General features: G+C 66.2%; 11 protein-coding genes. 6 read left to right on the plus strand and 5 right to left on the minus strand.

The features are described 5' to 3' along the window. The first annotated feature begins 2 nt into the window (after positions 1 to 2). Positions 3 to 788, plus strand: coding sequence for an arylamine N-acetyltransferase family protein (locus H3H36_RS12790; RefSeq protein WP_182218125.1), 786 nt, complete (start codon positions 3 to 5; stop codon positions 786 to 788). 77 nt (positions 789 to 865) lie between these two features. Here H3H36_RS12790 and H3H36_RS12795 read toward each other — a convergent pair whose 3' ends face one another. Then, on the minus strand, positions 866 to 1567 hold the full coding sequence (locus tag H3H36_RS12795; RefSeq protein ID WP_182218126.1) for a UPF0149 family protein: 702 nt from the start codon (positions 1565 to 1567) through the stop codon (positions 866 to 868). 98 nt (positions 1568 to 1665) lie between these two features. Here H3H36_RS12795 and H3H36_RS12800 point away from each other — a divergent pair, with 98 nt between their 5' ends. Next, complete coding sequence (locus H3H36_RS12800) at positions 1666 to 2673, plus strand: SrkA family protein kinase (protein ID WP_182218127.1); 1008 nt, start codon at positions 1666 to 1668, stop codon at positions 2671 to 2673. Positions 2674 to 2861: 188 nt separating this feature from the next. Continuing rightward, entirely contained in the window at positions 2862 to 5231 is a 2370-nt protein-coding gene (locus tag H3H36_RS27340) for a coiled-coil domain-containing protein (protein ID WP_182218128.1), read from the plus strand. Between the two features lie 54 nt (positions 5232 to 5285). Here H3H36_RS27340 and H3H36_RS12810 read toward each other — a convergent pair whose 3' ends face one another. The 4 genes from H3H36_RS12810 to H3H36_RS12825 form a co-directional block, all read right to left on the minus strand. Next, positions 5286 to 5594: a helix-turn-helix domain-containing transcriptional regulator gene (locus H3H36_RS12810; RefSeq protein WP_182218129.1), complete on the minus strand. Its 309-nt coding sequence runs from the start codon at positions 5592 to 5594 to the stop codon at positions 5286 to 5288. Then, the gene (locus tag H3H36_RS12815) at positions 5569 to 5910 is read right to left on the minus strand and encodes a type II toxin-antitoxin system RelE/ParE family toxin (protein WP_182218130.1); all 342 of its coding nucleotides are present in this window, start codon (positions 5908 to 5910) and stop codon (positions 5569 to 5571) included. Before H3H36_RS12815 ends, H3H36_RS12810 begins: the two co-directional genes overlap by 26 nt. 185 nt (positions 5911 to 6095) lie before the next feature. Continuing rightward, positions 6096 to 6467 (minus strand): DUF8785 domain-containing protein, encoded by a 372-nt coding sequence (locus tag H3H36_RS12820; RefSeq protein ID WP_182218132.1) that lies wholly within the window; start codon positions 6465 to 6467, stop codon positions 6096 to 6098. Between the two features lie 62 nt (positions 6468 to 6529). Then, positions 6530 to 7615 carry a DUF475 domain-containing protein gene (locus tag H3H36_RS12825; RefSeq protein ID WP_182218134.1) on the minus strand — a complete coding sequence of 362 codons (1086 nt, stop codon included), beginning with the start codon at positions 7613 to 7615 and terminating at the stop codon, positions 6530 to 6532. Between the two features lie 139 nt (positions 7616 to 7754). Between H3H36_RS12825 and H3H36_RS12830 the strand changes: the two genes are divergently transcribed. From H3H36_RS12830 to H3H36_RS12840, 3 genes are all read left to right on the plus strand, one after another. Further along, on the plus strand, positions 7755 to 8177 hold the full coding sequence (locus H3H36_RS12830) for a divergent PAP2 family protein (RefSeq protein ID WP_182218137.1): 423 nt from the start codon (positions 7755 to 7757) through the stop codon (positions 8175 to 8177). 322 nt (positions 8178 to 8499) lie between these two features. Then, positions 8500 to 9672 (plus strand): efflux RND transporter periplasmic adaptor subunit, encoded by a 1173-nt coding sequence (locus tag H3H36_RS12835; RefSeq protein WP_182218139.1) that lies wholly within the window; start codon positions 8500 to 8502, stop codon positions 9670 to 9672. 3 nt (positions 9673 to 9675) lie between these two features. Then, the gene (locus H3H36_RS12840; protein ID WP_182218141.1) at positions 9676 to 12900 is read left to right on the plus strand and encodes an efflux RND transporter permease subunit; all 3225 of its coding nucleotides are present in this window, start codon (positions 9676 to 9678) and stop codon (positions 12898 to 12900) included. Positions 12901 to 13081: the final 181 nt, after the last annotated feature.

The following is a 13081-nucleotide window of genomic DNA, read 5'->3' on the forward strand; positions in this document are numbered from 1 at the left end:
CCATGCAAGCAGAGAACTTCGTATTGCAGGATTACCTGGACCGTATCGGCTACACCGGCGAGGCCAGGGCCGACCTGGCCACGGTCACGGCCATGATGCGGCAGCAGTTGTTCACGGTGCCGTTCGAAAACCTCGATGTCCAGGCCGGCAAGATCGTGTCGCTGGTGCCGGAGGAAATCGTGGACAAGATCGTGGCCCGCCGCCGCGGCGGCTATTGTTACGAAGTCAATGGCATCTTCGCCATGGCGCTGCAGGCGCTGGGCGTGCCCTACCAGCTGGTGGCGGCCCGCCCCATGTTCTATCCGGCCCGCCGGCCGCGCACCCACATGGTCATCGTGGTCACGCTCGATGGCGTGCAGTGGCTGTGCGACCTTGGCTTTGGCAGCTACGGCATCCGCGCGCCGATCCGGCTCGACCTGATCGATACGGAACTGGTGCAGGATGACGATGTGTTCAGGCTGAGCAAGCCCAACGAGCGCGAATTCCTCGTGCAGGCGCGCGTGGGCGGGGAGTGGATGAACCAGTTCGGCTTCGACCTGTCGCATCAGGAGTGGATCGACTTCATGCCGGCCAACTACCTGAACTCCACCCATCCCGAATCGATCTTCGTCAAGACGCTGCTGCTGGTGCAGCACCGGGCCGATGGCCGTTCCATCCTGTTGGGCGATACGCTCAAGACCGTCACCCGTGGGCTGGTCGAGCAGCGCAGCATGGGGCCCGAGGAGCGGGCGGCCGTGGTGCGCGAGGTGTTCGGGTTGACGTTGCCATCCTCAGGCGCGGCGGCCTGAGGCGGGGAGGGCGCGCCGGCGTGGCCGGCGCCCCCTGTTGCGATCAGCCCGCACGCGCGGGCTGATGCCTTCGATGCTTACTCGGCGCCCGCGTCGGCCGCGCCGTGGCACTTCTTGTACTTCTTGCCGCTGCCGCAAGGGCAGTCGTCGTTGCGGCCCACTTTCGGTTCTTCGCGCTTGACCGTGGTGACGGGCGCTTTGCGGCGCGGCACCCAGAACTTGTGGATGGCCGGCAGGTTCGCTTCCAGTTCCAGCGCCAGCTTGTGCGCCAGCACGGGGTCTTCCACCAGCGGCAGTTCCTCTTCCTCGATCTCGTCGGCGCCCAGCAGGTAGACCGGGCGCATCAGGTCGCCCACTTCCGAGTCCCAGATCTCGTCCCACGAACCGGGGCGCAGTTCCATGCCTTCCCAGAAGCCCCAGCACCAGGCTTCGGCGTCGATCAGGGTCTGGCCTTCGTGCTCGTGCTCGACGAACAGCGGCTCGAATTCCTTGGGCGCCACTTCGAACGTCACCAGCACCTCGTTCATGAAGCGCATGATCAGGTTGACGATGCGTTCCTCCTCCTTGGCGTTCTTGAACTTGGGCACGTCCTTGCCGTCCTGGCCCCAGATCTTGGGCAGCCATTCGGCCGGCATGATGGTTTCCGGGCCGATCGCGATGGCCGTCAGGAAGCCGTGCAGGGTGTCCATCGTCATCGCGTCTTCGGGCGCGCGATCCGACAGCAGGAAGTTATCGAGTTCGTTGAATTCTTTTTCGCTCAGTGGCTGATCGAGTTGCATAGTTAGCTCTTTTTATCGGGTTGAAGGCGACAGTATACGCTGCGCGGCTGCCGATGCCCACTTCCCACTTGTTAGCGGCGGCCACGTACAATGGCGCCATGCATACCGACGATCTTTCCGGCGCACGCGCCCACCATCCTTTTTCCGACCTGAGCCCGGATTGCGTGCTCGATGCGCTCGACAGCGTGGGCTTGCGCGGCGACGGCCGCCTGCTGGCGCTGAACAGCTACGAAAACCGGGTCTACCAGGTCGGCATCGAGGATGGCGCGCCGCTGGTGGCCAAGTTCTACCGGCCCGCGCGCTGGAGCGACGCCGCCATCCTCGAGGAGCACGCGTTCACGGCCGAACTGGCCGAGCGCGAGATTCCCGTGGTGCCGGCGCTGGCGCTGGATGGCAATACGCTGCATCACTACCAGGGCTTTCGTTTCGCCGTGTTCGCGCGCCACGGCGGCCGCGCGCCCGAGCTGGGCGATCCGGCCGTGCTGGAATGGACCGGCCGCTTCATCGGCCGCATCCACGCCGTCGGCGCGCTCAAGTCCTACAAGGAACGGCCCAGCCTCGATATCGACACCTTCGGCATCGAACCGCGCGACTACCTGCTGGCCAACGGCTTCATCCCGCCCGAACTGCTGGCCGCCTATACCAGCGTCATCGACCAGGCGCTCGATGGCGTGCGGCGCTGCTACGAGCGGGCCGGCACGGTGGCCCAGCTGCGCCTGCACGGCGATTGCCACGGCGGCAACGTGCTGTGGACCGACGCCGGCCCCCATTTCGTCGACTTCGACGACAGCCGCATGGGCCCGGCCGTGCAAGACTTATGGATGATGCTGTCGGGCGAGCGCCACGAGCAGGTACGCCAGTTGAGCGACATCCTGGCCGGCTACGAAGATTTCTGCGAATTCGACCCGCGCCAGTTGTACCTGGTGGAAGCGCTGCGCACGCTGCGCCTGATCCATTACTCGGCCTGGCTGGCGCGGCGTTGGGATGACCCGGCCTTCCCGGTCGCCTTCCCCTGGTTTAACACCCAGCGCTACTGGCAGGACCGCATCCTGGAACTGCGCGAACAGGTGGCGCTGATGGATGAGCCACCGCTGTGGCCCGTGTGAGGGCAGGGCTGTCAGTCGCTAAACATATCGAAATTCTCCTGTGATACAAATCTGATATCGCATTCATTCGCGGGAATTAGCGGGTTTTTCCCGTTCTGCTCGCCGCTCCGCTGGCCAGAGTCGTGTTTGATAATGGCAACTCAGAAGTCCCGGTTGGTGCCGGGGCACAGCGGAAAGCGAGAACTCTCATGCAAGCACAACTGGCTCAGCGCGAAGGCGCCAACCTCACCGTCGCATTCTCGGCCGACGATGCGGCCGTGTCACCGGCACGCGAACAGGAGCAGTTGAGCGCCACGCCGCCGCAGCCGCCGCGCGCCGCGCTGGAAATGCGCGCGATCCAGGAAGCCATCGCCCGCGTCGAAGCGGAAGCGAAGGCCGCCTGCGCCGCCGAGAGCCGCGCCCACGCCGAAGCACGCGCCCGCGCCCTGGCCGAAGACCGCGCCGCCATGGACGCCGCCGCCGCCGCCGTCGCCTTGCAGAATGCCCAGGCGGCCGAGGAAGCCATCGCCGCCAACCGCGACCGCCTCGAATCGCTGCGCGCCGCCGCCCAGGCCAGCGTGGCCCGCCTGGACGCCGTCAAGCAGGAAACGGCTGAACTGCGCGCCCGCGTCGAAGCCGACAACGCCATCCGCCAGGCCGCCGAACAGCGCGCCCGCGCCGAGGAAGAAAGCCGCAAGCGCGCCGCCGAACAGATGGCCGCTGAATCCGAACTGGCCGCGCAAGCGGCCCGCGCCGCCGAAGAGCTGCAAGCGCAGACGGAGCAAGCCCGCCTGCAAGCCGTCGAGCGCGTGGCCGCCGTGCAGGCCGCCAAGGAAGAAGTGGTGGGCATCGCCGAAGCGGACGCCCGCATGGCCACGCTGGCGCGCGAGCGTGAGCGTCACGCCCACGCGGCCCGCCAGGCGGCCGAGAACCTGGCCAAGGCCGAAGCGGAAGCGCTGGAACTGACCATCGAGCGCGAACGCGCCGACAAGATCGCGCTGGAAGCGGCCTTCAACCGCGCCGCCGCCGAAGTGCGGGCGCTGGAAGAAGCCCGCGCGCTGGCCCACCTGGAACAGGAACGCGAACAGATCGCGCTGGCGCAGGCCGAATCGCAGCGCAGCGCCGCCCAGTCGCTGCACCTGCGCCTGCAAACGGAAAAGGAAATCCGCGACGCGGCCCTGCAGCGCGAGCGGCTGGAGATGATGGCCACCACCACCGCCCAGGCCCGGCGCGATGCCGAAGCCCGCATCCTGCAGGCCACCGAGGCGCGCATCGAAGTGGACCGTCAATTGCGCACCGTGGCCGAAGCCCGCGTGCAGGCCGAGGAAGAAGCGGAGCTGCAAACCCTGGCCAAGCTGGAAGCGGAAGCCCACGCGCTGGAACAAACCAAGCTGCGCCAAGCGGCCGACGAAGCAGCGGCCGAGGCGGCCCGCGCCGACAGTCTGGAACAGCAGCGCGCCGCGCAACTGGCCGACGAGCGCGCCGCGCTGGCGCGCGCCGCCGCCGAACTGGCCGCCAGCCAGAACGATGCCGAGCAGCGCGAGATCGCCCTGCTGGCCGAACACGTGGAAGCGCAAAGCCAGGCCCAGGCCCTGGCCGAACAGCGCGCGGCCCGCGCCGCCGAATTGCTGGCCGCCGAGCAGGCCCGCGCGGCCGCCGAACAGCAGGCGCTGGCCGCCATGAAGGACAAGATGGAAACGGAGCGCGTCGCCACCGCCGCCGCCGAGCACCGCGTCGCCGCCGAGCAGGCCCAGGCCGCCGCGCTGCGCCAGCAGCAGGAAGCCGAGCAGCGCCTGGCCGCCGCCGCCGAACAGGAAGCGGCCGCCGCCCGCATGATGGCCGAGCAGACCGCCATCGAAGCGGAACAGAAAGCGGCCGCCGCCACCGCGCTGACGGCGCAAGCCCGCCTGGCCGTGGAGCTGGGCGTGGTACAGGCCGAACGCGCCCGCGTCGAACAGGAAAAGGCCGCCGCCGCCGAAGCGCTGCTGCAGGCCGAGCGCGAGTTCGTGGAAGCGGAGCGCCAGTCGCTGGCGCTGATCGACCAGAAGCTGGCCCAGCAGCGCCAGGCCACGGCCGCCGAAGCGCGCGCCACCAAGTCCATCGCCGGCCGCCTGGAAACGGAAAAGCAAGTGGCCGCCGAAGCGCGCGCCCGCGCCGAAGCGGAGCAGGCCGCACTGGAAGCGATGCGCCAGCGCGAGCAGGCCGAACACGCCGCCCGCGTGGCCGCCGCCGACAAGGCGCAAGCGCAGCAAGCCTTGCTGGCCGCCGCCATGGAGCACGCCGCCATGCAGCGCAAGGTGGCCGACACCACGGCCGCCATGACGGCCGCCAAGCGTCAGCTGCTGGAACTGGAAACCCGCCGCCAGCAAGCGGCGCGCAATGCGCTGGCCGCGCTGCAGGCGAAGGTGGAAGCGGAGCAGGGCGTGTGTACGCAAGCGGAAGCGCAAGCCCGCGTGGCTTCGCTGGACGCCGCCCGCGCCCGCAAGGAGCGCGAACAGTCGGCGTCCATCGCCCGCGACGTCATCGGCCGCCTGACCCAGGGCGTGGACACGGTGGGCGCCGTGTGGCGCGCCCGCTAGGCCCGGCACCCTGGAAAACTCTGGATGCTGAGGTCGGCTGTGCGGGGTAGGGAGTTACTCGTTGGTCCCGATCGCTTGAACCGCCAGACGTAAGCCCATCGTGTTCAGAATAGCGCGAAGCGTTTTCAGCGATGGATTTCCCTGTTCCGACAAGGTACGGTACATCGTGTTCGGATTGGCGTCAGCCTTGCGTGCGATTTCCTGCACGCCGCCGAAGGCCTTGCTCATGTATCTGAGTGCCATCATGAGATCGACTTCATCGCCCGTGGCGAGTACGTCGTTGAGATACTCCGCCGCCAGCGTCGGATCGTTTTGAAACATCTCTATGGTCGCATCTTCATGAGAACGATGAGGCTTTGCCATTTCTGTTTTTCCAATCTCGAAACATTTCGATAGCCGTAGCGATGTCATTAGCCTGCGTGCGCTTTGTGCCGCCGCAAGTGAGCAGGACGGCGGTCTTGCCGACATAGGCGAAATACACGCGGTATCCGGAACCGACATCGATCCGGAGTTCTTGAATCCCGCCGCGCACCGAGTGCCGATCACCCGCCAGGCCGAACGACAATCGCGCGACACGCCGGAGAATGGCAATTTTTGCTTCCCTATCCCGCAACCCATCCAGCCAATCCTGGAAGTGGTCTTTGCCATGCACATCCAGATAATGAAGGATGGAGTACATATTAGCTTATAAGCGAAAATTCGCAAGGCGCTTTGACGGTCGAGGATGACACATGCAGCGCGAACGGGAATTGATTTGTGTCTGAGTGCGGAGTGGTTACTGAGGGAGGACTTGCCCGGATAGTCGGGGACGCAACACGGTGCGGTGCCAACACCGCGTCACGTTCAAAGTATGATTGCGGCGCCTTATTGGCTGATCTGCACCTTGGCGATGTAGTACTCGGTCTCGCCGAAGCAGGCCGTGGGCACGCCCTTGTGCTGTTCGTAGGTGAGCAGCACGCGCTTGCCGGTGGCGGCCAGCAGTTGCTGGGCCACGGCGTCGTCCCGTACGCTGAATTCGAACTTTTCCGGAATCGCGCCCGGCATCGATGTCATCAGGATTTCGCCTTCCCACGTCTTGCACACCCAGCCCCGCTTGGAGAATTTCTGCAGGAAGCCGGCCCGCTCGCCTTCCGAGTACGTCAGGTGCAGCGTGATCCAGGTGTAGGCGCAGAACAGCAGCACGGCGGCGGCCACCAGGCCGGTCAGGGACAGCAGGATGCGTTTGGAGGTGGTCATGTAGTTCGCGTTAGGGTTAAAGCAAGGTTTGCCATCTTATCACCGGACGGCCAGCACGGCGATCAACGCTCCAGCCGCCGCTTGTACAGGATGGACGACCACAGCGAAATGGCGATGAAGGCCACGCCCGACAAGCCCGTGAACCATTCGGGAATGTCGTACTTGACGCTGGCCAGCATGATCAGCGCCAGGATGCCGATCGCGTAATGGGCGCCGTGCTCGAGGTAGACGAATTCGTCCAGCGTGCCCTTGTGCACCAGGAACACGGTGAGCGAACGCACGAACATGGCGCCGATGGCCAGCCCCAGCATGATCACCACGATGTCGCTGGTGATGGCGAACGCGCCGATCACGCCGTCGAAGCTGAACGAGGCGTCCAGCACTTCCAGGTACAGGAAGGCGCCGATGCCGCCCCGCGTGGCAGCCGACAGCGCCAGCGCGGCCGCGCCGGCGCCCACCGCTTCCACGCCCGTCTCGGTGGCGTTGCTGTCATCTTCCGGTTGCGGGTCTTCCTCCAGCAGCGTGCTGATCCAGTGCACGGCCAGGTAGGTGGCCACGCCCGTCACGCCGGCCGTCAGCACGCCGAATTGTTCTTCCTTGCCGGCCACGCCCATGCAGGCAAACACGGCCAGCAGGGCCAGCAGCACGGCCAGGCTGTCCGTGCCGTGCTCGCCCATCTTCTTCTCCATCCAGCCCAGCCAGTGCAATTCCTTTTCCTCGTCGAACAGGAAGTTGAGGAACACCAGCAGCAGGAAGGCGCCGCCGAACGCGGCCACCTGGGCGTGCGAGGCCGTCAGGTGGGCCGCGTACACGTCGGGCGTGGTGGTGGCCATGTGCCACACTTCCACCAGTCCCAGCCCGGTGGCGAAGGCGACGATCAGCAGCGGGAACAGCAGCCGCATGCCGAACACGGCCACGACGATGCCGGCCGTCAGGAACAAACGCTGCCAGAATGGGTTCCAGTGCCGCAGCACGGAGGCGTTGACGACGGCATTGTCGAACGACAGCGACACTTCCATCACGCCCAGCACGGCCGCGATCCACACGGCTTGCAGCACCCCGGCCGCGCCGCCGTGGTGCCAGCCCCACCAGGCGGCCAGGCCCAGCAGCACGACGGTGACGGCGAACGAGAATTTGAAATGCTGCATGGCTTTCCTGGGCTGTGAAGGGTGGCGGTGGCCCGATTTTATAATACTTGCTTGGGAGACAGCATGGCGTTCTGCGATAATGGCCGCCAATTCGCCCGGACGGGCACCCTCAAGCCACGTTTTTCATGAAGGACACCCGATGGATCTCGCTTACCTCGTTACCCCCTTGCTGACCTGGATCACGGTCGGCCCGATCAAGTTCCTGATCAACAGCGTGCGCGCCCGCAAGTGGGCGTTCAACCTGGTGGGCAACGGCGGCTTCCCCAGCAACCACAGCGCCGTCGTCTCCAGCATGGCGACCCTGATCGCGCTGCGCGAGGGCATCGGCCATCCGGCCTTCGGCGTGGCCGTCACGCTGTGCTTCATCGTCATCATCGACGCCAACAGCTTGCGCCAGCACGTGGGCAAGCAGGCGGCCGCCATCAACCGGCTGGCCAAGGGCGACGCCGGCCACACCTGGCTGCGCGAGCGCATGGGCCACACGCTGGTGGAGATCGGCGGCGGCCTGGCCACCGGCATCGCCATGGGCCACCTGATCTTCGCGCTGTTCGGCCGCGGTTGACGCCGCCGGCGGGGCAGGGCGGGGCGGCGGTATCGGTCGCCCTGCAAGCCCGCCCCCGCCACCGCGCTTGGCGTTCGCCGCCCGCCGCCTTCCGGCTGCGCCCCGCCCGTCCCCCGCTCGCCCGCCGACGGTGCCCGCCACACTCTCACCAATTCTCACTTCCTCCCCCCGTTTATCCGCCGATTCCGCGTTCCAGGCACGGAAACCGGCAATCCAGCCATTGTGCGATTGACGGGCGGGCGGCGCTGGTGAATACTCTGCGCCTTGCAGTTTTAACAAAAATTCCAACCGCACCGACGTTCAATTCATTCGGAGATTTTTTATGTTGCGCAAAACCTTAGTTGCTCTCGCCGTCGCCTCGGCCCTGGTCGCCTGCGGCAAGTCCACCAAGGCACCGGACAAAGCGGGCAAGGACGGCAAGGGTGCGGTGACCTTGCAGGTCGCGCCGGAAGACTTGCTGACGGTCGATACCAACGCGCTTGCGTCCGGCCCCGTCATCACCGGCTCGATCCAGCCCGAGCGCCGCGCCGACCTGCGCGCCGAGGTAAACGCCGTGGTGCTGCAAGTGTTGAAGGAGAACGGCGAGGTCGTGCGCAAGGGCGACGTGCTGGTGCGCCTGGACGAGACGGCCATCCGCGACAGCCTCAATTCGGCCGAGGAAGCCACCCGCGCCGCCGCCCAGAGCCTGGAGCAGGCCGAGCGCGCGTTCCAGCGCCAGAAGACGCTGCGCGCCTCCGGCATGGTATCGACCCAGGCGCTGGAAGACGCGGAAATCCGCCGCAACAACCTGCAAAGCGAACTGGCCGCCGCGCGCGCCAAGTCCGTCTCGGCCCGCCAGCAGTTGAGCCGCACCAGCGTGCGCGCACCATTCGACGGCATCGTCAGCGACCGCAAGGTGTCCAACGGCGACACGGCCGCCATCGGCAAGGAATTGATCAAGGTGATCGATCCGTCCAGCATGCGTTTCGAAGGCCTGGTGTCGGCCGACAAGATCGGCGTGGTCAAGGTGGGCCAGCCGGTGCGCTTCCGCGTGAACGGCTACGCCAACCAGGACTTCGCCGGCCGCGTCAAGCGCGTCGATCCGTCGGCCAACCCAGTCACGCGCCAGGTCGAGGTGCTGGTGGAATTCGCCGACAAGCGCCTGCCCGGCGTGGCCGGCCTGTACGCGGAAGGGCGCGTCGAGTCCGACGTGACGGACGCGCTGATGATCGCCGATTCGGCCCTGGTCCGTTCGGGCGACCAGTCCTACGCCTGGCGCCTGAACGGCAAGACGTTGAGCAAGGCCGTGCTCAACATCGGCGTGCGCGACCCGCGCACCGGCCAGTGGGAAGTGCGCTCGGGCCTGGCCGCCGGCGACCGCGTGCTGCGCGTGCCCAATTCGAGCTATGCCAATGGCCAGGTGGTGGAACTGACGGTGCCCAAGGTGGTGGCCTCGACCGCCAACCCGGCCCAGGCCTCGGCCGCCACCCCGGCCACCGCCACGAAAGGGAATTGATCCATGTTCTTATCCGATTTTAGTATCAAGCGGCCGATCGCCACCCTGGTGCTGATCGTGGCCATGATGTGCCTGGGCCTGCTGGCGCTGAAGAAGCTGCGCGTGAACCAGAACCCGGACGTGGAAGTACCGTTCATCATCGTCAACGTGCCGTATCCGGGCGCCTCGCCCGACACGGTGGAGCGCGAGATCGTCAACCGGCTGGAAAAGCCGCTGCTGGCCATTTCCGGCGCCACCAAGCTGGAGAGCACGGCCAATGAAGGCTCGGCCTCCATCTTCATCGAGTTCAGCTTCAAGAAGAATTTGATCGAGGCGTCCGACGAGATCCGCAACGCCATCGGTTCCGTGCGCTACAAGCTGCCCACGGAAATGCGCGAACCGATCCTGCAGCGCATCGACCCGGCGTCCGATCCCGTGATGCAGGTCGCGCTGTCGTCCACCAGCCAGACCCACGCGGAAATCTCGCGCCTGGCCGAGGATACGCTGTCGGACCGCTTCCGCGCCGTCGATGGCGTGTCGCAGGTGCAGGTCAACGGTTCGCTCAAGCGCGAACTGTCGGTGCTGCTCAAGGCCGAGAAGCTGCGTGAATACAATGTGTCGGTGGGCGAGGTGGTCAACGCGCTGCGCAACCAGAACACCAACGCCCCGGTGGGCAAGGTGCGCGGCACTCTGGACGAGAAGAGCATCCGCCTGGTGGGCCGCATCGAGACCCCGCGCGAATTCGAGCAGGTGGTGGTCAAGCGCAACGGCGACGAGATCGTGCGCCTGGCGCAGGTGGCCACCATCGAGGATGGCTTCGCCGAGATCAATGGCCTCAGCATCCGCAGCGGCAAGCCTAACGTGGGTATCGCCATCTCCCGGTCGCGTGACGCTTCCACCGTGGCGGTGGCGGCCCGCTTGCGCGACGAGATCAAGGCCATCAACGCCACCCTGCCGGCCGGCACCAAGCTGGAAATCACGCGCGACGGCGGCGACGAGTCGCAGCGCAGCCTGAACAACGTGATCGAATCGCTGGTGTTCGGCGCCGTGCTGACCATCTTCGTCGTGTACGCCTTCCTCAACTCGTGGCGCTCGACCATGATCACGGCCCTGAGCCTGCCCACCTCGGTGGTGGCGGCCTTCATCGCCGTCTGGCTGTGCGGCTTCACGCTCAACTTCATGACGCTGCTGGGCCTGTCGCTAGCGATCGGCGTGCTGATCGATGATGCCATCGTGGTGCGGGAAAACATCGTGCGCCACATGCAGATGGGCTCGGACCGCCGCACGGCGGCCCTGAACGGCACCGCCGAAATCGGCCTGGCCGTGGCCGCGACCACCTTCTCCATCATCGCCGTGTTCATTCCCGTGGCCTTCATGCCCGGCATCTCGGGCGAGTGGTTCCGGCCGTTCGCGTTGACCGTGACCTGCTCGGTGCTGGTCAGCCTGGGCATCTCGTTCACGCTCGACCCCATGCTGTCGGCCTACTGGGGCGACCCGGTGGATCACCACACGGCGCCCAAGAAGGGCCTGGGCAAGGTGCTGCAGCGCTTTAACGACTGGTTCGACCACCAGTCCGACCGCTATGGCCACGTGATCGCGTGGGCGCTGCACCACCGCCGCTGGATGGCCGTGATCGCGCTGGGCACCTTCGTGGGCGCCATCGTGCTGCACGCCAAATTCGGCGGCTCCTCGTTCCTGCCGGCGGCCGACCGCAGCACCATCGCCATCGACGTGCGCACCCCGCCGTCGAGCAGCGTGGAATATGCGCGCCTGAAGATGGAGCGGGCCGCCGAACTGGCGCGCGCCATTCCGGAAGTGAAGGACACCAACTCCAACATCAACGCCAACGGTGGCCGCATCTACCTCGACATCGGCAAGCGCAATACCCGCAAGCGCACCGCGTTCCAGATCGGCGCCGAGCTGCGCGAGAAGCTGAGCCACGTGGTGGGCGCCGAGATTTCCGTCGTCGATGACCTGGGCAACCAGGGCAAGCCGGTGCAGATCGAATTCACCGGCCCCGATTCGCGCCGCCTGATGGAGATCACCAGCGCCTACATGGACAAGCTGCGCCAGGTGCCGGGCGCGGTGGACGTGGGCCTGTCGCAGCAGGATCCGAAGAACGAGCTGCAGATTGAACTGAACCGCGGCCTGGCCAACTCGATGGGCATTTCCGTCAACGACGCGGCGCAATCGCTGCGGGTGGCCTTCGCCGGCGTGGAAGTGGGCGACTGGGTCGATCCCACGGGCGAGTCGCGCGACGTGGCCGTGCGGCTGGCGCCGGAAGACCGCGTGAACGCGGAAAACATCGAGCGGCTGCCGATCTCGGTGACGGGCACCAACCAGATGGTGCCGCTGGACCAGATCGCCACGATCACCATGGGCAAGGGGCCGTCCACTATCGAGCACAAGAACGGCAAGCGCACGGTGACGGTGTCGGCCAACGTGCAGGGCCGCTCGCCGGGCGAGGTGACGGACGACGCCATGAAGCTGGCCAAGGCCATCGACTTCCCGCCCGGCTACGGGCTGGACCTGGGCGGCGCCGGCAAGGACCAGGCCGAGCTGTTCACGGAAATGGCGATCGCGCTGGTGATGGGTATCGGCCTGATGTACCTGATCCTGGTGATGCAGTTCGGCTCGTTCACGGCGCCGGTGGCCGTGATGCTGTCGCTGCCGCTGTCGCTGATCGGCGTGGTGCTGGCGCTGCTGGTCACCGGCAGCACCTTGAACCTGATGAGCTTCATCGGCGTGATCATGCTGATGGGCCTCGTGGCCAAGAACGCCATCCTGCTGCTGGACGCGGCCCGCAAGCGCGAGCAGGAAGGCTTTGGCCGCGAGGACGCGCTGATGTACGCGGGCCGCATGCGCCTGCGCCCGATCCTGATGACCACCTTCGCGCTGATCGCCGGCATGTTCCCGGTGGCGCTGGGTCTCGGCGAGGGCGGCGAGTTCTACCGTCCGCTGGCCATCGCCATCATCGGCGGCACCATCACCTCGACCATCTTGACGCTGCTGGTGGTGCCGACCTTCTACGACAGCATCGAGATCGCCCGCGACCGCGCGCTGGCCAAGTTCCGCCGCCGCGAACTGCGCTGGACCACGGTGCCGGCACTGTTGATGACCTTGATCGAGGCATTGCTGACGCTGGTGTTCGTGCGGCTCGTGTTCCGCCTCGCCTTGTGGGCCGTGAACAAGGCGCTGGGGCGCGGTGGCAAGGCCATGCCGCCGGGCCCGGCGCTGGACGCGCACTGATCGACAAGCAAGAAAAGGACCCGCGGGTCCTTTTCTTTTTACAACACACTGTTGACTGCGCTGTATTAAAAGACGTGCGGAAATGGCAATCTTGTCGAGCTCGTAGCATAATTAGAACTGTTACTCTAGTTTAATATTTTATGGCTGGTGTATGCTGCTTTCCACCCAGCATCATGCCCGC

The organism is Rugamonas fusca, from assembly GCF_014042365.1.
Taxonomy (GTDB): domain Bacteria; phylum Pseudomonadota; class Gammaproteobacteria; order Burkholderiales; family Burkholderiaceae_D; genus Rugamonas; species Rugamonas fusca.